The sequence below is a fragment of the Bradyrhizobium sp. SZCCHNR2028 genome, from assembly GCF_032380995.1.
Lineage (GTDB): Bacteria > Pseudomonadota > Alphaproteobacteria > Rhizobiales > Xanthobacteraceae > Bradyrhizobium.
Genome location: NZ_JAUHJF010000024.1, coordinates 1 through 19,597, shown reverse-complemented (window position 1 = coordinate 19,597; position 19,597 = coordinate 1). Strand labels below are relative to the sequence as shown.

19 protein-coding genes are annotated in these 19,597 nt (G+C 65.9%); 5 read left to right on the top strand and 14 right to left on the bottom strand.

Annotated features, from left to right (window positions below):
- Positions 1-41: 41 nt before the first annotated feature.
- From QX121_RS27380 to QX121_RS27350, 7 genes are all read right to left on the bottom strand, one after another.
- Positions 42-1,277, bottom strand: coding sequence for a class I SAM-dependent RNA methyltransferase (locus QX121_RS27380; protein ID WP_315813525.1), 1,236 nt, complete (start codon positions 1,275-1,277; stop codon positions 42-44).
- Entirely contained in the window at positions 1,270-2,007 is a 738-nt protein-coding gene (locus QX121_RS27375; RefSeq protein WP_315796904.1) for a TlyA family RNA methyltransferase, read from the bottom strand. Before QX121_RS27375 ends, QX121_RS27380 begins: the two co-directional genes overlap by 8 nt.
- A 392-nt stretch (positions 2,008-2,399) precedes the next feature.
- Positions 2,400-2,960 carry a nucleoside 2-deoxyribosyltransferase gene (locus QX121_RS27370; protein WP_315813524.1) on the bottom strand — a complete coding sequence of 187 codons (561 nt, stop codon included), beginning with the start codon at positions 2,958-2,960 and terminating at the stop codon, positions 2,400-2,402.
- Between the two features lie 32 nt (positions 2,961-2,992).
- Positions 2,993-4,918, bottom strand: a complete 1,926-nt coding sequence (dxs, locus tag QX121_RS27365) for a 1-deoxy-D-xylulose-5-phosphate synthase (protein ID WP_315740878.1) — start codon at positions 4,916-4,918, stop codon at positions 2,993-2,995.
- 947 nt (positions 4,919-5,865) lie between these two features.
- A complete protein-coding gene (locus QX121_RS27360; RefSeq protein WP_315740877.1) occupies positions 5,866-6,117 on the bottom strand; it encodes an exodeoxyribonuclease VII small subunit in 252 nt (83 codons plus the stop codon).
- A gap of 102 nt (positions 6,118-6,219) precedes the next feature.
- Positions 6,220-7,149 carry a histone deacetylase family protein gene (locus QX121_RS27355; RefSeq protein WP_315740876.1) on the bottom strand — a complete coding sequence of 310 codons (930 nt, stop codon included), beginning with the start codon at positions 7,147-7,149 and terminating at the stop codon, positions 6,220-6,222.
- 111 nt (positions 7,150-7,260) lie between these two features.
- Entirely contained in the window at positions 7,261-8,937 is a 1,677-nt protein-coding gene (locus QX121_RS27350; protein ID WP_315813523.1) for a bifunctional metallophosphatase/5'-nucleotidase, read from the bottom strand.
- Between the two features lie 107 nt (positions 8,938-9,044).
- Here QX121_RS27350 and bla point away from each other — a divergent pair, with 107 nt between their 5' ends.
- Entirely contained in the window at positions 9,045-9,932 is an 888-nt protein-coding gene (bla, locus tag QX121_RS27345; RefSeq protein WP_315813522.1) for a subclass B3 metallo-beta-lactamase, read from the top strand.
- Positions 9,933-9,944: 12 nt separating this feature from the next.
- Here bla and solA read toward each other — a convergent pair whose 3' ends face one another.
- The gene (gene solA, locus QX121_RS27340; RefSeq protein ID WP_315813521.1) at positions 9,945-11,138 is read right to left on the bottom strand and encodes an N-methyl-L-tryptophan oxidase; all 1,194 of its coding nucleotides are present in this window, start codon (positions 11,136-11,138) and stop codon (positions 9,945-9,947) included.
- Between the two features lie 21 nt (positions 11,139-11,159).
- Positions 11,160-11,924 carry a crotonase/enoyl-CoA hydratase family protein gene (locus QX121_RS27335; protein ID WP_315758028.1) on the bottom strand — a complete coding sequence of 255 codons (765 nt, stop codon included), beginning with the start codon at positions 11,922-11,924 and terminating at the stop codon, positions 11,160-11,162.
- Between the two features lie 251 nt (positions 11,925-12,175).
- Here QX121_RS27335 and QX121_RS27330 point away from each other — a divergent pair, with 251 nt between their 5' ends.
- Positions 12,176-12,991 carry a hypothetical protein gene (locus QX121_RS27330; protein WP_315813520.1) on the top strand — a complete coding sequence of 272 codons (816 nt, stop codon included), beginning with the start codon at positions 12,176-12,178 and terminating at the stop codon, positions 12,989-12,991.
- A 26-nt stretch (positions 12,992-13,017) separates the two neighbouring features.
- On the opposite strand, the gene QX121_RS27325 is transcribed toward QX121_RS27330, so the two are convergent.
- Positions 13,018-13,392: a hypothetical protein gene (locus QX121_RS27325; protein ID WP_315740870.1), complete on the bottom strand. Its 375-nt coding sequence runs from the start codon at positions 13,390-13,392 to the stop codon at positions 13,018-13,020.
- The gene (locus QX121_RS27320) at positions 13,392-13,721 is read right to left on the bottom strand and encodes a hypothetical protein (protein ID WP_315813519.1); all 330 of its coding nucleotides are present in this window, start codon (positions 13,719-13,721) and stop codon (positions 13,392-13,394) included. The genes QX121_RS27325 and QX121_RS27320 overlap by 1 nt, the downstream gene beginning before the upstream one ends.
- 462 nt (positions 13,722-14,183) lie before the next feature.
- Between QX121_RS27320 and QX121_RS27315 the strand changes: the two genes are divergently transcribed.
- Positions 14,184-15,452, top strand: coding sequence for a DUF892 family protein (locus QX121_RS27315; RefSeq protein ID WP_315813518.1), 1,269 nt, complete (start codon positions 14,184-14,186; stop codon positions 15,450-15,452).
- A gap of 423 nt (positions 15,453-15,875) precedes the next feature.
- On the opposite strand, the gene QX121_RS27310 is transcribed toward QX121_RS27315, so the two are convergent.
- Both QX121_RS27310 and QX121_RS27305 read right to left on the bottom strand, forming a co-directional pair.
- Entirely contained in the window at positions 15,876-16,133 is a 258-nt protein-coding gene (locus QX121_RS27310; RefSeq protein ID WP_315782529.1) for a hypothetical protein, read from the bottom strand.
- 287 nt (positions 16,134-16,420) lie between these two features.
- Complete coding sequence (locus tag QX121_RS27305) at positions 16,421-16,804, bottom strand: hypothetical protein (RefSeq protein WP_315813517.1); 384 nt, start codon at positions 16,802-16,804, stop codon at positions 16,421-16,423.
- Positions 16,805-17,117: 313 nt separating this feature from the next.
- On the opposite strand from QX121_RS27305, the gene QX121_RS27300 reads away from it, so the two are divergent.
- The gene (locus QX121_RS27300; protein WP_315772937.1) at positions 17,118-17,810 is read left to right on the top strand and encodes a phytanoyl-CoA dioxygenase family protein; all 693 of its coding nucleotides are present in this window, start codon (positions 17,118-17,120) and stop codon (positions 17,808-17,810) included.
- Between the two features lie 104 nt (positions 17,811-17,914).
- Here the strand turns inward: QX121_RS27300 and QX121_RS27295 are convergent, their stop codons facing one another.
- Positions 17,915-18,208, bottom strand: a complete 294-nt coding sequence (locus QX121_RS27295) for an HdeA/HdeB family chaperone (protein WP_315772939.1) — start codon at positions 18,206-18,208, stop codon at positions 17,915-17,917.
- Positions 18,209-18,523: 315 nt separating this feature from the next.
- Between QX121_RS27295 and QX121_RS27290 the strand changes: the two genes are divergently transcribed.
- Complete coding sequence (locus tag QX121_RS27290; protein WP_315740864.1) at positions 18,524-18,928, top strand: nuclear transport factor 2 family protein; 405 nt, start codon at positions 18,524-18,526, stop codon at positions 18,926-18,928.
- The last annotated feature ends 669 nt before the right edge of the window (positions 18,929-19,597 follow it).

Genomic DNA, 19,597 nt, shown 5'->3' with positions numbered 1-19,597 from the left:
CGCCGCTTCGCTCGCGATGACGTGCAGGCATCGAGATCAGCTCACCGCACCAGCCGTGCCACCAGCTCCACATGCGGCGTGTGGCGGAATTGGTCGACCGGCACCACGGTCTCGAGCCTGTAGCCGCCGTCGATCAGCATGCGCACATCGCGCGCGAACGTCGTCACGTTGCAGGACACCGCGACGATCACCGGCACCTTGCTGGCCGCGAGCTGCTTGGCCTGCGCCTGAGCGCCCTGGCGCGGTGGGTCGAATACGACAGCGTCGATGTCGCGCAATTCCGGCGGCATCAGGGGACGGCGGAACAGGTCGCGTGTTTCGGCCTTGATCGGCTTCAGGCCGGGCGTACCGGCCGCCTTCTGCAGCGCCGCGACCGAGCCGGCATCATTGTCCATGGCGGTGACGCGCACCCGCGTAGCGAGCCGGAGCGCGAACGGGCCGACGCCGCAGAACAGGTCGGCGACGTGCTTGGCTTTGCCGATCCGCTCCAGCACCAATTGTGCCAGCGTCTCCTCGCCTTGCACGGTGGCCTGCAGGAACGAGCCGGGCGGCAGCGTCACCTGTGCCGTACCCATCGCGACCACGGGCGCATTGCGCATCAGCACCAACTCGCCATGGCGGGTCAGCCGCGCCAGCCGGTGCTGTTCGGCGAGGCGGGACAGGGCCGCGATGCGCGGCGGCGGCAGCGGGCCGGAGCCGCGGATGTCGACGTCGAGGCCGTTGCTTGTCGCGGTCGCCTGGATGTCGAGCGGCTTGCCGGTCGGCTTCAGCGCCTCCGCCAGCGCCCACGCGGCTTCCAGCGCACCGTCCAGCGCGGGGTCGAGGATCGGACAGCGGTCGATCGGTACGATGTCGTGGCTGTTGGCTGCCGAGAATCCGACGCGGAGAACCTCGTGCGTGCCCATCCGGGCGTGGAAGGTGGCCCGGCGCCGGCCGGCGCCGTGGGCATCGATCAGATCGGCCACGTCGCAATCGACCTTGGCCGCCCGTAGCGTCTCGACGACGATGTTGCGCTTCCACTGCTGATAGGGCTCGGGCGCCCAGTGCTGGATGGCGCACCCGCCGCAGACGCCGAAATGCGGACAGAACGGCGCGATCCGCTCGGGGCTCGGAATTTCCACCGCGAGCAGCTTGCGGCGATCGGGATGGCCGGGAACGACGGCCGCCTCGACGGTCTCGCCGGCGAGCGTATAGGGCACGTAAAGCGCCTCGCCTGATGACAGCGAGGCGCCGTCGCCGCGATGGCCGACGTGGTCGATGACGAGACGCTCAACCATGACGGCGTGCTCCCAGGAAGAACTCGGCGTTGCCGTCGCCGCCCTTGATCGATGATGGGAAGATCTCGATGTCACTGCAGCCGAGCGAGGCGGCGAAGGTGGCGATGTCGTCGCAGACGGCGGCGTGCACCGCTGCATCCTTGATGATGCCGCCCTTGCCGTGTGCGCCCTTCGCCTCGAATTGCGGCTTGATCAGCGCCAGCAGGCTCATCGGCGAGGCCGCGAGCGACAATGCGACCGGCAGCACCGCCTTGAGCGAGATGAAGCTGCAGTCGATCACGACGATGTCGGGGCGCTGCGGCAGGCGCTTGCCGTCATAGCTGCGGATGTCGGTCTGCTCCATCGACACGATCTTCGGATGATTGCGCAGCGAGGGATGCAATTGGTCGCGGCCGACATCGACGGCGAACACGACAGCCGCGCCATTGGCCAGCAGCACCTCGGTGAAGCCGCCGGTGGAGGCGCCGACGTCGAGGCAGACATGGTCCTCGACCTCGATGCCGCAATGCTCCAGTGCTGCCGCAAGCTTGACTCCGCCACGCGACACCCAGGGATGCGCCGGCTCCGCCTGCAGCACGGAATCAACTGGGATGCTCTCCGAGGCTTTGCCGACCTGCTTGTCGTTTGCGAACACGAGCCCAGCCTCGATCGCCGCCTGCGCCCGCGCGCGGCTCTCGAACAGGCCGCGTTCGACGAGCAGGATATCAGCGCGTTTGCGGGCAGGGGGCATGAGTTTGATCAGTCGTCATGAATTGTTGAGCACGCACACCAAATTCAGTGTCGTCCCGGGCAAGCATCAGCGCGCATCGCGCGTTGATGCGCCGACCCGGGACCCATAACCACAGGACTTAGTTTGTAGGGAGATGGCAACTACGAGTCTGCCCAACATGACGTCCTGTGGTCGGGTCCCGGCGCCGCGTGCGCAATTGCGCACTAGGCCGGGACGACAGTGGTGTGAGGCGAGATCGCGCCCCATATAGTGAGTTCGTAGGGTGGGCAAAGGCGCGTGCACCGGCCGCTCCGCAAGCTCGTATCGCAATTGACGCGCCGTGCCCACCATTTCGATTGTGGGCGCGGATCCACGGTGGGCACGCGTCGCCTGACGGCGCCGCTTTGCCCACCCTACGGCGTCTTGCCGAGGAGCCGCTCCGCCGCCAGCTTCACGCAGATCTCGAACGCCGCCAGGTCGTGCCACACATCCCCCGACCGCTCGCGCGGGAGGACCAGCGGGGCACCGTACAGGTCGAGCGCGTGGATCATCATCAGGTTGTCGGGCAGGCCGAAATCCTCGACCGTCAGGCCCTCGGCATCGACCAGGCGGCCGTCCTGCTCCGTCACCGTCGTGAAGCGGCGGGCGCAGTCGGCATAGACGGCGGGATCGTTGCAATAGCCCAGGCAGAGCTTGCCGCGGCCCGCCATGTAGCCGAGCTCGTAGACGGTGCCGGCATCGGCGCCGGGCCCGCGGAATGGCGTGAGATTGGCGATGATGGCATCGGCGTCGTCCATCATCGCCTCGTTGCCATGGAAGATCTGGCGCGAGGCGTCGGAGGAGGCGAGGTCAACGCTGTTGTCGAGGGGGTAGCGGCCGATCAAGCCATGGCGATCGCAGATCGCGACTTTCCGCTGGCCGATTTCAATGGCATCCGGCAGGAACACGTCGGGACCTGCCAGATAGATCTTCATGGCTCACCACCACGGCGGGACGCAAGCGCGCCTCAGGCGAGCTTGACCGACTCGGTCGTGTAATCCTTGCCGAGCGCCTCGAACACCTTGCGGACGATGCCCTTGGCGTCCAGCCCGGCGCGGGCGTACATCGCCGCCGGCGTGTCGTGGTCCTGGAACTCGTCCGGCAGCACCATGGTGCGCATCTTCAGGCCGCCGTCGAGCATGCCCTGATCGGAGAGATACTGCATTACGTGCGAGCCGAAGCCACCGACAGAGCCTTCCTCGATCGTGATCAGGATGTCGTGCTCGCGGGCGAGCTTCAGCACCAGCTCTTCGTCGAGCGGCTTCATGAAGCGCGCATCGGCGATCGAGGCGGACAGGCCGTGTGCGGCGAGCTCGTCGGCCGCCTTCTCGCACTCGGCGAGCCGGGTGCCGAAGGAGAGCAGGGCGACCTGCTTGCCCTGGCGGATCATGCGGCCCTTGCCGATCGGCAGCGGAACGCCAACCTCGGGCATTTCGACGCCGCGGCCTTCGCCGCGCGGATAGCGCACCGAGCTCGGCCGGTCGTTGATCGCGACCTGGGTCGCCACCATGTGCACCAGCTCGGCTTCGTCGGAGGCCGCCATGATCACCATGTTCGGCAGGCAGCCGAGATAGGCGTTGTCGAAGGAGCCGGCATGGGTCGCGCCGTCGGCGCCGACCAGGCCGGCGCGATCGATCGCGAAGCGGACCGGCAGGCTCTGGATGCAGACGTCGTGCACGATCTGGTCGTAGCCGCGCTGCAGGAAGGTCGAGTAGATCGCGCAGAACGGCTTGTAGCCTTCGGCCGCGAGGCCGGCGGCGAAGGTCACGGCATGCTGCTCGGCGATGCCGACGTCGAAGGTGCGCTTCGGGAACGCCTTGGCGAAGATGTCGATGCCGGTGCCCGAGGGCATCGCGGCGGTGATGCCGACGATCTTGTCGTCCTTCTCGGCTTCCTTGACCAGGCTCTGGCCGAACACGTTCTGATAGGCCGGCGCGTTCGGCTTGGCCTTGGCCTGGGTGCCGGTGGCGATGTCGAACTTGGCCACCGCGTGATATTTGTCGGCCGCCGCTTCCGCGGGCGAGTAGCCCTTGCCCTTCTGGGTCACGACGTGGACCAGGATCGGGCCGGTCTCCATGTCGCGGACGTTCTTCAGCACGGGAAGCAGGTGGTCGAGGTTATGGCCGTCGATCGGGCCGACATAATAGAAGCCGAGCTCCTCGAACAGCGTGCCGCCGTCCATCATGAAGCCGCGGGAATATTCCTCGACGCGGCTGGCGCGGTTGGCGATCACCTTGGGCAGATGCTGGCCGAGCTGCTTGGCGGCGTCGCGCAGGGTGCGGTAGGTCTTGCCCGAGTACAGGCGGGACAGATAGGCCGACATCGCCCCGACCGGCGGCGCGATCGACATGTCGTTGTCGTTGAGGATCACGATCAGGCGGGAGTTCATCGCGCCGGCATTGTTCATGGCCTCATAGGCCATGCCGGCGGACATCGCGCCGTCGCCGATCACCGCGATCACGTTGTTCTTGCCGCCCGACAGGTCGCGCGCAACCGCCATGCCGAGGCCGGCGGAAATCGAGGTCGACGAGTGCGCGGCGCCGAACGGATCGTAGTCGCTCTCGGCGCGCTTGGTGAAGCCGGAGAGGCCGCCGCCGGTGCGCAAGGTGCGGATACGGTCGCGGCGGCCGGTCAGGATCTTGTGCGGATAGGCCTGGTGGCCGACGTCCCAGATCAGGCGGTCGCGCGGCGTGTCGAACACGTAATGGATGGCCGTGGTCAGCTCGACCACGCCGAGACCCGCGCCGAAATGACCGCCGGTTACCGAGACCGCGTCGATGGTCTCCTGGCGCAATTCGTCGGCGACCTGCCGGACCTGCTCGACCTTCAGCCGGCGCAGATCTTCCGGAGTCTTGATGGTGTCGAGAAGCGGCGTCTTACTAAATGTGGTCACGGTGACATTCCAATTTTGCAGGTCGGGTTCAAGGGCCGACATCTGAGAGGTTCATCGTAACGGGCGGCGAAACCTGAAGTCTTGAAGGTGACATCCGCGCGGATCGAAGCCGCAGTCCGGAGACTAGCCGGGTTTGGGATCGATCTATGTGATGTAAGTCACTCTTGGTGGCCTTGCCGTCCTCGTTAGTCGCCCAAGATCGCCAAGTCGTTCAGCCAAGTCAGTTTTGCTAGCTCCTGCAAGCGCTTAGTTTCCTCTCTCCAGAGAGGATAAACACTTCCAAAAACCCGCAGTTGCGAGAAGCTTTACACCAAAGTGCGTCTTAAAGCCAACCCGATGGGAGTTGGCAAGCCCGCAAACGGTACCCTTGCGCCACCTCTCAACCGCGGCGGCGTGCCGGAGGTTCCATTCAACTGCTCAAATCGACGGCAGCCGGCGCTCCGGAATAGACCGGGGAAGCCGGCTCGGTCCAGGCCTTTTCCCGCGGCGCAAAATCCGCCGATGCGGTGATTGCGCACGCCGCGGCGCCGTGAGCCATGCGTTCGCGTAAGGGATTGGTCCGTAGACGATCATGAAGAAGTCGTCGGCGTGCGGCCTTTCGTTGGCCGTCAAGTCGATGCGAAAGAGCTGCGAGCGAAGCACGTCGTCATGATTGCGCCGGATGATCGCGGACCTGGATCGGCACGATCACAGGATCAAGGGCGAACTGCCGATTCAAATCGTGTCGCATGGTAAACGAAGGACGCACCTCTGGGTCTCAAGTGGCCAACGCGGCGGCCGAGACTTCGCCGAGGGCCACCTCGCGGCCGAGCTCTTCGATGCAGTTGCACCGATCTGCGGCTGAATTGCACGATTGAGAGGCGCGCTTTGCCCGCGTCAACTCGCGCCCGGCGGCAGCGAAATAAATCCGGACTGTTGCTCGGAGAGGGCCGTTCGGCCGCAAGCCGCTATTGCACGTCGAGCGGCACGGTTCCCGTCGCATGGCCGCTGGCGTCGGTCGTGATCTTCTCGACCCGAGCCTCCGCCTGGCGCAGCAGCTCCTCGCAGCGCCGCTTCAGTGCTTCGCCGCGCTCATAGATCGCCACCGACTCCTCGAGCGGCACCTTGCCGTCCTCGAGCCGCTTCACGATCGATTCCAGCTCCTCGATCGCGCGCTCGAACGACAGCTTCTTGACGTCGGTTACGGTGTTGTCCGCCATGCGGGTTCCCTGCAGCTCACTCAACTCCGGGGCCGTGCTTTTACACCCCGGTCGCGGCCATGTCAGGCCCCGCCGGGGGTGGGATCGGCTGGAACCTGGGGATCACGCCCCAGTCAGGGCCGCGACGTGGGCTGAGACGGATTCTTTAAGCCCCTGAAGGTCATAGCCGCCTTCCAGAACCGAAACGACCCGCCCGCCGGCGGATTTGTCGGCGAGATCCATCAGCTTGCGGGTGACCCAGCCGAAATCCTCCGCCCGCAGGTTCAGCGACGCCAACGGGTCGCGGTAATGGGCGTCGAAGCCGGCCGAGATCATCACGAGCTCGGGGCTGAACTTGGTGAGCTGCGGCAGGATCAGGTTTTCGAAGGCGGAGCGGAACTCGAGGCTGCCGTCCTCGGAGGCCAGCGGCGCGTTGACGATGGTGTCGTGCTCGCCGCGCTCGCCGCGGGCGCCGGTGCCCGGGAACAGCGGCATCTGGTGGGTCGAGCAGTACATCACGCTCTTGTCGGCCCAGAAGATGTCCTGGGTGCCGTTGCCGTGGTGGACGTCGAAGTCGACGATGGCGGCGCGCTCGATGCCGAAGGTGCGCTGGGCATAGCGGGCGGCGATCGCGACATTGTCGAAGAAGCAGAAGCCCATCGGCTTCGCGATCTCGGCATGGTGCCCGGGCGGACGCACCGCCACGAAGGCGTTGCGGTGGCGGCCGGACATCACGGATTCGGTCGCCGCGACGGCGCCGCCGACGCCGCGCATCACGGCTTCCCAGGTGCCCGGCGACATCGAGGTGTCGCCGTCGAGATAGATGATGCCCGAGGTCGGCGCCATCTGGCGCAGCTCGGTGACGTAGTGCTCGTTGTGGCAGAGCAGGGCCAGCTCGATATCGGCCTCCGGGGCCTCGTCGCGGTCGAGCAGGGCGAAGCGCTCCTCGGTCAGGGCCTCCTCGACCGCCCGCAGGCGGTCGGCGCGCTCTGGGTGGCCGGACGGCGTGGCGTGATCGAGGCAGGCTTCATGAGAGAGATACAGCGTCGACATCAGGGCTCTGCCACTCGCGCGTTGCGGGAGTGCCCAATCTATGCGCTGAACGCAGCCTCGGAAAGAGCCCCGCGGGCGATATGACCGGCTTTCCGGCGGGCGCGGCAGGCGTCACGAAGCCTTGTTGATGATGCGGCCGCGCGGCGGCGGGGCCAGCGGGCCATTGGACTTGAGATAGGCGAACAGCGCCTCGTCGTCATAGGGTCCCGTGATCGGATCGCGGCCGCTCTTGAATGCGGTGAAGCCGTCGCCGCCGAGCGCAAGGTAGTTGTTGATGGTGACCCGGTAGGACGCGGCGAGGTCGATGGCCTTGCCGTCCAGCATCATGCTGGCGGCGTCGATCCGAGCGCCCGCGGATTGTTTCGCATCGAAGGCATAGGAGAAGCCGCTGGAGACCTGCAGGATGCGCGGCCGCGCCGGGTCGAGCCATTGCTGCTCCAGCGCGGCCTTGATCTCGGCGCCGGTCAGGGTGACGGTCGTCAGCTGGTTGCGAAACGGCTGGCTCGCGAACACGTCGGCATAGGTCACCGCGCCGCCGTCGCGGCGAACGAGATCGGTCCGGATGCCGCCGGGATTGGTCATCGCGATGACCGCGCTTCCCTTGTCCGCCGCGGCTGTCGCTGCGAGTTGGGCATCGGCGATGACATCGCCGAGCACGCTCTCGCCGGAGGCGTTCGGCAGCCGCGACAGTGTCGCGGCGAGCACGCCGGCGGGGCGGTTGGCGTAAGGCGCCGCGAGCTTCTCATAGGCGTCGATCAGCGCGGTCTGCGCCGGATCCTTCGGCAGGGTGGTGTCGACGACGATGTTCGTCGCGGTGGCGCTGATCACGTCGCGCGTGGTGCGGTCGAGCTTGACGTCGATCGCCGTCACCAACGTGCCGAACTTGTCGCCCGAGGTGACGAGCCGCTTGTCGACGGTGCAGACATAGGCCTGATGGGTATGGCCGGAGATGACGATGTCGACGGCGCTGTCGAGCTCCTTGACGATGTCGACGATCGGTCCGGACAGTCCGGGGCATTCGTTCATGCCGCCCGAGGGCCAGCCGCCCTCGTGGATCAGCACGACGATCGCCTGCACGCTCTTGGCCTTCAATTCCGGGATCAGCGCGTTGACGCTCTCGGCCTCGTTGCGGAAGTCGAGGCCGGCCGCGCTCGCCGGCGAGATGATGCCGGCGGTCCCTTTCAACGTCAGCCCGATGAAGGCGACCGGGATGTCCTCGAAGGTGCGGATCTCATAGGGCGGAAACACCGTCTTGTCGGTGCCGGCGAGGAATGTCGACGCCGCGAGATAATGGAATTTGGCGCCGGTGAACGGCTGCGGCCCGCCGCAGCCATCGGTCGGATGGCAGCCGCCGTTCTGCATCCGCAACAGCTCGGCCTTGCCCTCGTCGAACTCGTGGTTGCCGACCGCCGACAGCGCGAGTCCCATCTGAGACATCGATTCGATGGTCGGCTCGTCGTGGAACATCGCCGACAGGAACGGGCTCGCGCCGATCAGGTCGCCGGCGGCGACGAAGATCGTGTTGGGCTGGCCGTCGGCGAGCAGCTTGACGAGGCTCGCCATGTGCTCGGCGCCGCCGGCAGGAACGACGGTGGTCTTGGTTGGATCGGCGGGATCGGCGACGCGGATGCCGGAGGAGGGCGGCTTCAGATTGCCGTGGAAGTCGTTGATGGCGAGGATGCGCAACGCCACCGGCTCGTCCTCGGCCGATGCCGGCGGGCCGGCGATGCTGGCAACGGCGGCACCGGTCAGCAGGCAGGCGAGGGCGAAGCGGGAGAGACGGCTCATGGCAGGGTCACGTGTGATGCAGGGGCCGCGGGACGAAGCGCGATTGCCCCGCCGCGGTCGCAATGACATAAAATGATTTCATAACAACAATACATCGGGAGGCCGGAATGAAAAGAATGATGCTGCTCGCCGCCACACTGTCGCTCGTGGCCGGCTCCGCTGCAGCGCAATCGCTGCCGGACCTGATGAAGCAGATGGTCGCGGCGTGGAATAAGCCGACCGAGCCGTTCAAGGTGATCGACAACGTCTATTACGTCGGCACCAACGGGCTCGCCTCCTACCTGATCACCACACCGCAGGGCCACATCCTGATCGATACTGTGATGCCGGAATCGACCGCGCAGATCGAGGCCAGCATCGGCAAGCTCGGCTTCAAGGTCGCCGACATCAAATACATCCTCAACACCCACGCCCATATCGACCACACCGGCGGGCTGGCGCAAATCAAGCAGGAGACCGGGGCGCAGATGGTGGCGGGCGCCAAGGACGTGCCGCTGCTGGAAGGCGGCTTCTATCCGGGCCGCGAGGAGGAGCGCTATCTCGGCTTCCCGCCGGTCAAGGTCGACCGCGCCGTGCGCGAGGGTGACACCGTCACGCTCGGCGGCGTCACCTTGACGGCGCACGAGACGCCGGGCCATTCGCCGGGCTGCACCAGCTGGACGACCGACGCGAAGGATGGCGACGCCACCCGCAGCCTGATCTTCTTCTGCAGCGCAACGGTGGCGCTGAACCAGCTGGTCGGCCGTCCCACCTATCCGGGCATCGTCGACGACTACAAGAAGACCTATGCCTGGGCCAAGACGGTCCATCCCGACATCCTGCTGGCGCCGCATCCGGAGATGTACGACATGGCCGGAAAGCGAGCGAAGATTGCCGACGGCGCGCCCAACCCGTTCGTCAAGCCGGGTGAATTCAACGCCTATCTCGACAAGCTCGAGACGCAGTTCAACGAAGGCCTCGCCAAGCAGACGGCTGCGCTGCAGTCCGCAAAGTAGTTGCGGCGTCCGCTATGCTGGATCGGCGGCGGCGAGCCGGTCGAGTGTGAAGCCGGAGAGGTCGACGCGCGGCGTCTCGCCCCCGGCCATCGCCGCGAGCGCCTCCCCGACGGCCGGCGAATGCTTGAAGCCGTGGCCCGAGCAGGCCGAGGCGTAGATCACGTCGGCGTCACCCGGATCGTGGTCGATGACGAAGCGGCCGCCCGGCGCGTTGGTATAGAGGCAGACCTCGCTGCGCAGGCAGCGCGGGCCGAGATCCGGCACGAAGGGGCGGACATAGGTCTCATAGGTCGCGGCGATTTCGTCCGCGGTCACCTCGCGCGCCACGTCGTCGGGATCGGTCTCGCCGGTCATCACTTCATTTGCGATCTTCACGCCATTGTCCTGCGAGCCCAGCCAGGGAAAGCCATAGATGTCGGAGGCCGCGCGATCGCGGCCGGTGACGTCCCAGATGAACACCGGCGTGCCCGGTCCAAAATGCTGCGGATTGGACAGGAGCTCGAACCAGTACAGCACTTGCCGGGTGACGTGGACGCGGCGGCGCAGCGGCGCGATCATCTCGGTGATCCATGGTCCGGTGGTGACGATCAATTTGTCGGCCGACGCCGTCGTGTCGTCGTCCATGGTCACGGTGAGGGCGCCCGCGGCACGGCGAAACGCTGTCACGCGCCGGCCGGTCAGCAACTCGGCGCCATGGCGCGCGGCGACCGCGAGCTCGGTGCGCACGCAGTCCTCGACCAGGAGATAGCCGCCTTCTCGATCGAGAAAGGCGCGATCGCCGGGCGCGGTGGCAAAGGCCGGATAATCCGCGCGCAACCGCTCCGCGGAAAGCGTCTCGCCGTCGACGCCGTGCAGCCGCGCCGCGGTTTCGATGTTGCTGAAGAACTGCGCGCTGCTGACGCCGTGGACCTCGCCGCCGTGCTGGCTCGGAATGAACAGGCAGCCGCATTGTTCGAACAGCCGCGTGCTGGTTTCTCGCTCCAGCGCGCGCCAGATCGCGTGCGAGCGCTGCGCCAGCGGCGTGTAGTCGACGCCTTCGCCGATCGCCGCACGGGTGATGCGGGTCTCGCCATGGGTCGAGCCGAAGCGGTGCGGCGGCTGGAAGCGATCGATGCCCAGCACGCGCCTCCCGGCCTTGGCGAGATGCAGCACGGCGGCGCTGCCGACCGCGCCGCAGCCGATCACGATGACATCAAACTGCGCCATGCGCGCCCGCCGCGGCCTCGCTCATTTCTTCTTCTTGCGCGATAGGAACGCCTTGAACGCGCTGACCGCCTCCTCGGAGGTCATGCGCTCGGCGAACAGATAGGCCTCCTGGTCGATGCGCCGGGTCAATTCGTCCGGCGCGGTGCGGATCAGCTTGCGCCCGATCGCCACCGCCTCGGCCGGCAGCCGGCAGATGTCGCGCGCCACCTTGTGCGCCTCGACCTCGGTGTGGCCCGGCGCCACCACCGTGTTGACGAAGCCGGCGATCTGAGCATCCGTCGCCGTCATGGTGCGCCCCATCACCAGCATCGCGAACGCCCGCTGATAGCCCATGGTCTGCGGCATCAACAGGCTCGAGGCGCCCTCGGGCACCAGGCCGAGATGGATGAAGGGCGTCGAGAACGTCGCCGTGGTGGAGGCCAGCACGTAGTCGCAGTGAAACAGCATCGTCGTGCCGATGCCGATCGCGACGCCGTCGACCGCGGCGATGATCGGCTTGACGTTATGCGCCAGCGAATACAGGAACTTGGTCGCCGCCGAGGTGCGCGCGGCGTCGTTGCCGGCCGACCCCGCATGCAGGAAGTCCTCGAGATCGTTGCCGGCCGTGAACACGCCGGAGCCGCCGGTGATGATGATGCATCGCACCAGCGGATTGTTCTGCGCGGTGTCGATCGCATCGCTCATGCCGAGATACATGGCCTGGGTGATCGCGTTCTTCTTCTCCGGGCGCCTGAGCTTGATCGTCCGCGTCTCGCCCTCGTCGGTCACGATCAGATGGTCGGTCATGGGCCCCTCATGCGTGTGCGCCGGCGGCTGCGTTGCCGCCGATCATTTGTCCAGTCTTGCATCTCGCCGCAGCCTACATCATCCGCTGGTCGCGCCAAGGGCTGAAGCGGTCATTGGTCGCGGAGGGAATGCGGGCGTGATCGCAGGCGAGCGCTCGCCATGATTCTCGTCGTGGTTTACGACTGGTTTGCAACAGCATCGGCGTCCGCTATCGTCCCGCGCAGAACGGCGATCTTTTGCAAGGCAATTCGATGACCAAGGTCTTTTCAGTGCTGCTGTCGCTGCTGCTGCTCTGTCACGCCTTCCCGGGGATCGCTGAGGCTGCCGCCACAAACCGCGCGCTGCTGTCGCTGTTCTGCGCGTCCGGCGCGATCGCGGGCACCACCTGCAAGCGCGCCAGATCCTATCCCGACTCCGAGGGGCGCCGCTGTGACGTCACCCTGAAGCCGGAGCGGCAGCAGGGACGTTTCCTGGCCTCCAGCAATCCGCTGCTGGTCGTGAGCTATGGCAGCGGCTGCGAGCCGCACGCGACCGATTTCGGCGGCGCGGTCGTGTTCGAGCAGGTCGGCGGCGCCTACAAATTTCGCGGCTTCCAGCCGGGCATGCAGGTGAATGAATGCGTCATCTCCACCGCCAGGGACGAAGCGCAGGACGTGCTCGTCTGCCTGACCGGGCATATGGGGCAGGGGGTGGTCGAGACCGGCGTGGCGCGCGTCGGCTTCGCCAGTGCCAGCGGCGGGTCCATCGAAATGTCCTACGATTTTCTGCTGCAGGCCGAGGACACGACGGGAGCCTACCTGACCAACATCGTTAGCTGTTCGGAGCGGCTCAAATATTTCGGCCTGTCGAAGCTCGCGGCCGGGCCAACCCCCGGCAGCGTGGTCGCCGCCGTCAGCTACGCCGATCGCGAGACGATCAGCACGGCCTGCGCCAAGGGCTTTCCGAAGCCGAAGGACGCGGAGGACATGCGCGAACTCGCACCGGGTGAAGCCTTTGTGCCGGACGGTTACGCCAAGAGTGGCAGCGTCATCATCGAGATTGCAAGCCGCTCGGCAAAGTTGCGCTGAGTCTGCCGCGGTCCAGTTGTCGCGCCTCAGCGTGATCCGTCCGGGCGGGGCGGGGCAGCCGGAGGGCGCAGGCCGGCGGCCGGCGATGCCTGCTGCCGGACAGCCTCGCGCCGCAGTGCCTGCTCGAGCACGATCAGCCGCGTCGCCATGCGGGTCAGCTCGTCATGCACGGAGCCCTGGACGCCCTGCACGGCATGCTGCACCTCGCGCAACGCGTCGCGCTGGGTCTCCGCCTTGAGCACCCTGAACTCGGCCTCGATCGAGGTCAGGCGGTTGTTGACCGCCCTGATGGCCTCGGCGATCTCCTTCTGGCCGTCCTGCAGCGCGCGCACGTGATCGACCAGCCGCAGATGATCGGTCAGCTCCTCGACCGTCTTGCCGATATTGCTGCGGCCCCACATTACTTCACCGACCTCAGCAGGGTCCTGATCGTCGCCAGATGGTCCTCCGGCGATCCGAGCCGCGCCGAGATCGCGCTCATCAGATCCTTGCGCAGTTCCGACAGTTCGTCCTCGGGCACGATGCGCTCGACGGGCTCATCATAGGGCACCCGCCGCGGCTCGACCTCGACGGGGCGCGGCGCGACGTCGAAATAGGGTGGCCGCTCGTACACCGGGATGTGCGGCGCCTGACGCGATGACGTGACGCGCGCGAGACTCGGAAACCGTGGTGGCGGCGTGCGCGCCGGACGTTCGATCTGATCGATCAGCGCCGCCAGCGCGACGTCCATATTGCTGTCGTCAGGCTCATCGTCGACAACGTAGGACGGCTTCCGCAGTGTCGCCCCATTCGCGTGCGATGATGACGTGAATGACGATGCGTGGTCGCGGAGTCGCGCGATGACCCGGCGGACTCGCTCGCCGAGACCTGGCTTCTCCCTGGCCGGTGTTCGCATCAACATGTCACTCTCCAGCTGAACAGCTTAGGCGAGCAGGGAAAAGCTTAGCAAGAGGCAGTCGTCGAGCTGCCAACAGGATGTATGGCGGTAGCCGGCGCAGATGCTTGCGCGCGCCGGTCCCACAGGTCCGTTGCCGGGGTGTCGTCTGCGCCCGCCTATAGTGCGACAGTGTGCATAAGAAGCGACCGGCGCAGGCAGCCGGCGCTCGGGTTCCGGGGCGAGAGGTAAGGAACAACCGTGTGGTCGGGCCGTTCGGACATGACTGCGTCCCCTCCAACGCTCCGAGGTCCCCCGATGTATCACCACGTCAAGAAGCTGATGTTCACCGTTCGTGTCGACGAGCCAGATCCGCGCTTCGGCAACATGCTGCTCGAGCAGTTCGGCGGCGCCAATGGCGAGCTCGCCGCCGCCATGCAGTACTCGATCCAGGGCCTCAACTGCGAGGATCCCGACCGCAAGGACCTGTTGATGGACATCGGCACCGAGGAGCTCAGCCATCTCGAGGTCGTCGGCACCCTGGCGCGTCTGCATCTGAAGCCGTCGAAGTTCGATCGCGAGGCCGCCGAGGCCGATCCCTTGATCGCGATTGCCGACGGTGGCGGTGTGAACCTGTTCAACTCGCAAGGCAATGCCTGGACCGCCGATTATCTGAAGATCACCGGCGAGCTCGACGTTGACCTGCGCAGCAACATCGCCGCCGAGGCGCGCGCCAAGATCGTCTACGAGCGGCTGATCAACTTCACCGACGATGCCGGCACCAAGGACGCGCTGCAGTTCCTGATGACGCGCGAGATCACCCACATGAAGGCGTTCGCGGTGGCGCTCGAAAGCATGGGCAAGCCGGCCTTCAGCATCGGCCGCCTCGCGCCGACGCCGGGTCTGGTCGACCAGTTCTTCAACGATTCCACGGGCTCCGGCGATCATGGCGAGATCGATACCCGCGGCCCCTGGAACGAAGGCGGCGACTGGGTCTTCACGGAGTCGCCGGCGATCCAAGCCGGTGAGCCCGGCGCGGCGTCGTCGATCGTCACCGAAAGCTCGCCGCCGGCCGACGAATCCGGCCTGAGCGATCTGCTGATGGACGAGCTGCGCGACATTCTCCATGCCGAGAAGCAGCTCACCAAGGCGCTGCCGAAGATGGCCGAGGCCGCGCGCTTCGATCAGCTGCGCGAATTGTTCGAGCAGCATCTGGTCGAGACCGAAGCGCAGATCGAGCGCATCAACGAATGCTTCGAGCTGCTCGGCAAGACGCCGCGGGCAAAGCCCTGCAAGGGCATGATGGGCCTCATCGAGGAGGGCCAGGAGATCATGACCCAGGCCGAGGACAAGGAGGACGCCGCCGCCGATCTCGCGCTGATCGGCGCCGCGCAGCGCGTCGAGCACTACGAGATGTCGGGCTACACGACCGCGCGCAATCTCGCCTCCCAGCTCCGCCACTGCGCCGTCGTCGCGCTGCTGTCGAAGTCGCTGGCCGAGGAGGAGAATGCCGATCAGCTCCTCAACCAGGTCGCGCGCTCCTTGATGTCGGTCGCCAAGATGCCGGCCGCGATCGAGCAGGCGTGAGGCGGGGAGCGGGACCTGCGCGGCGCTTGCGCCATGCAGGCCGCCGTGGCGCGCAGACGCCACCGTGGAGCGCAGCGCAGAAATTGCGACACAACAACTGTCATCGCCCGCGCAGGCGGGCGATCGAGTACTCCGAAACGGTCGACTTCAGTCGAGACGCCGCGGCGTACTGGATACCCCGCCTGCGCGGGGTATGACGACCATTTTCAGGGCGCCGCGTGTGCCCTGAAGGATGGGTCGAGCGTCACGCCTTCGGCCGATATGCTCTGCATCTTGCGAGCGCCGCTCTCGCCCCGGCCGTCATTGCCTGGCATTCACGCGCGAACGGCGCAGCCGTTCGACGCAGCGCGCGGGAGCCCGGAATCCATAACCACAGGCGATCATGGCCGGACGAGAGCCATCCCTTGCGAATCTTTCGCCCGCTTACTCCGTATAGCTGTGCACCCGCTCCGCCCTGCGGAAATGGTTCGTCGACAGGCAGCGCCGCGCCCGGCTGATCTGCGCATCGGTGGCGCCGCGGCTGCGCGCATACATCTCGGCCACCTCGGCCGTGTATTTCTCCACGTAGTAGCGCACCTCCGAGCAGGACATCCGGGTCTCAGGACCGGCCTCGTTGGCCGCCTGTACCTCGGACCCCATCGCCAGGATCAGAATCCCCGCACCGATCGCACCCCGCAACATCGACATCCTCCCCATTGTCGCAGCTGCCTGCTAACAGGCGTGACTCGGAGCGAGGGCGCAAATTAACAATGACACGCGCGTGACATCATCAGCGCAGTGTGGCTTCGCGGTGTCACCGGACGTGACGGTTGAGCATCGCTTGCAACCGTCGCCGGGCGGAATGGCCTGTCCCCGTGCCGCCCTGACAGTGTTGAGAGATCGAACGGTTCCGGCTTCGGAACCTACGCCTCTGGTCGAGACGGCATCATCAGCCCTGAGCGAAGGCGTGTCGCGCGTCCTGCGAGGCCTCAGGTCGTCACGGTCGTGCTCGCCGTGCCCGCGCTGCCCGAGACGCCGTTGCTCGCGGCGCTGTTGGTCGCGCCTTGCGCGTTGTAGGTCTGCGCGCCCTTGCTGCTGCCGTCCGAGCTGGCGGCAGTCTTGGTCACCTCGGTCGAACCGTCGGAATAGGTGATCGTCGTGGTGGTGACGCCGTCGAGCGTGATCGAGACCTCGCTGACGACGGTCTTGCCCGACGACGAGCCGCCGCTGCCGGAGGAGCTTTCCGACGTGCTGTCAGCCGAGCTCGTGGCCGACGAGGATGACGTCGCAGACGTCGTCGAGCTGGATGATGTGGCCGAGGTGGTTTGCGACGAAGGCGCCGCGAGGGGCGTTGTGACAGAGCTGATCGACATGGGACTCTCGCATGAAGAAAGGGCAGGTGCCGCACGGGGCGCGGCACGCTTCTTCAACGCAGCCTCCGCGCCAAGCTGGCGCAATGAGTTGCGTCTGAGTGTGTCCGGATGCTGCGGTCTTCATGCGGGGTCATCGAAACTTGCGGCCAGCCGCGCCGTCCGCGGTATAGTCTTCTGTCGCAGGGTGGCACACCGAGACGTTGCGGATCACCTTCGCGCCTCTCTTGCTCTCCCGGCGCAAGTTCGGACTGATGGCGAAGAGCGGGGAGAGTGATTGCCAAGCGCCGGCGCCGCGCTCTAGTCTCCCTCACGCATGACCGTCGCACTCTCTCCCCAGCAAGCCTCACTCGTCGCGGAAACGGGTGCGCTGCACATCGCGGCCGCGCTCGATGCGTCCGCCCTGCGCGCTCTCTTCGAGGCGCTGTCCGGCCACGCACCGGAGCAGGCGGGCAGCCGGCTGCACGGCGTCGCGGCGCTCAGGCCGTTCCTCGCCAATGCCGGACCGGTCGGCGCCGCCGCTGCCGCGGTTCTCGGTGACGCCACTCGCCCGGTGCGGGCGGTCTATTTCGACAAGACGGCCGCGTCGAACTGGGCCGTGCCCTGGCATCAGGACCGCACCATCGTCGTCCGCGAGCGCATCGATGTCACCGGGTTCGGGCCCTGGACCATCAAGGGGGGCCTACAACACGTCGCGCCGCCCTATGAGGTGCTCGCGCGCATGGTCACCCTGCGCGTCCATCTCGACGTCGTGCCGGACGGCAACGCGCCGCTGCTGATCGCTCCAGGCTCGCACCGCCTCGGTCGCATTTCGGAAGGCGATGTGGCCGCGACGGTCGCGCGCTGTGGCACGGCGACGTGCTGCGCCGACGTCGGTGACATCTGGCTCTACGCGACGCCGATCCTGCACGCTTCGGAGCCCTCAACCCAGCCCGGCCATCGCCGGGTGCTGCAGATCGATTTTGCCGCGGACGAACTGCCGGGCGGGCTGGAGTGGCTCGGGGTCTAGACGAAGAGAGGGGCCGAGCAGCCGCAAAGTCACCTGCGGTGGCGTGCGTGCGGAAAGCGTGTTCATTCGCCTGCGCGCTGACGATCCGCAGCCATCCTATTTGCCTATTTGCCGAGGATCTTCTCCGCCGCGGTGACGATGCTGACCGTCGGATGCTCGGCGCAGTACTTGCCGAACTTCTTGGCGTTCTCGAGGAACACCTCGGTGTCGAAGATCGCCTCGTCCTGGTCGCCCTTGTACCAGCCGTCGAGCCAGATCAGCACCATCTTGATACCGTCGTCGCCGCTTTCGACGAACTGCTTGCAGCTCATGGTGGAGAGATCGAGAACGACGGCCGACGCCGGCGCGGACGACAGCATCAGGGCCGCGGCAAACAACGTCGCAACGACAGATTTCATATTCTTGCTCCGAATGGATTTGGTGAAAAACAACGAACTATGCAGAGGCATCGCGAATGAGGAGCCGAACTGCGTGACCACGGTCGAGCCGGCACCTGAGCAGATAGAACTGGCTGGATCGATGGCGGAAGTCAAGAACGGCAGCGGCTTCAATCAGAGGAAGCGCGGCGGGCTACGCCTTCGGCTAGCTGGCCCATGCTCGCTCCATCTCTCCGAGGTAAGTGAGCACAGTTGAAGGCGAAGTTTTCGATTGACTCAATTGCAAGTAGATCAATGAGCAGCTAAGGTCTTCGTGCTGAACTTTGGGAGGTGCCGATGGAAAATCGCGAAGTACTCCTCGAGCAGGTCAGGCGCGCATACAAGGCGCGCGACACGGGGGCGTTGGACGACCTGATGGCAGAGTGTCATCCGGACGTGGTGTTCACACTGGCTGGCGACCGGAACGCCACCAAAATGTTGGGGTGCATGTGTGGTCACCCCCAAGTCAAGGAGGGCTTGGCCAAGCTCATCGATACGTTCGAGTTCGCGCAGCGAAATATCCTGACCGAACTGGTGGACAACGATCGCGTGGCCGTGCGTTCCCGCCTCACCGTGCGAAGCTGTCCGACGAATATGACGCGGGAAACCGAGATACTCGACCTCTTCAGAATTCAGGATGGGAAGATCGTCGAACTAATAGAGTTCGCCGACACGGCGCTCATCCAGACGATGGCGTCGTAAGCCGGTTGAGCGCTACGTGGCGACCACCAGAGCGGCTCGCACTGCGACCTGCGTGGTGCGGCATCGTATCATTGTCCCGGAAGTGAATGGCTGACTGGGGCAGGGCTTGAACTTTATCGGCAATCGACCTGGTTCCTTCCGGTTTGCCGGAGCGCAGGGAAGCGCGCTTCCGACCCGTCGGCCAAATCAGCTCGGTCGGGCCAACTCCTGTCAAGTCGTTCTGAAAAACATAAATCGCTTTGCGGCTTGCCCAAATCAGCATTATGGTTCGCGCATCCCGTTGCACGGTAGGGGACGGTTCGCGGTCGTCACGGACGTTGGCAGCGGGATGCGGTGGACGCGGGCGGCGCAGTGCTGTTGGCACGGACGAACGTTAGCCTGCGGACGGTGAAGGCGCGTGGTTCCGATACTCCGATGCTAGTATCCAGCGCAATGCGCGAGAAGCGCATTGTCGCGACATGGTGGCCAGAAAGCCCGGCGCACCAGGGAGATCACGTATAAGACGTAAGCCCATCGCGCAGGGAATGCCGGATGACCGGCTGGACCTGTGGTGACTGCCGCCTGCTTATCTTTCTGCAGGCGGGCCATGGGTTGGTGTGCCGAGTATGAACGACAGCTTGGAGGTGGAAGTCCTCTATCCAGCCTGATGGCGGCGAAGGATTAGCGAAG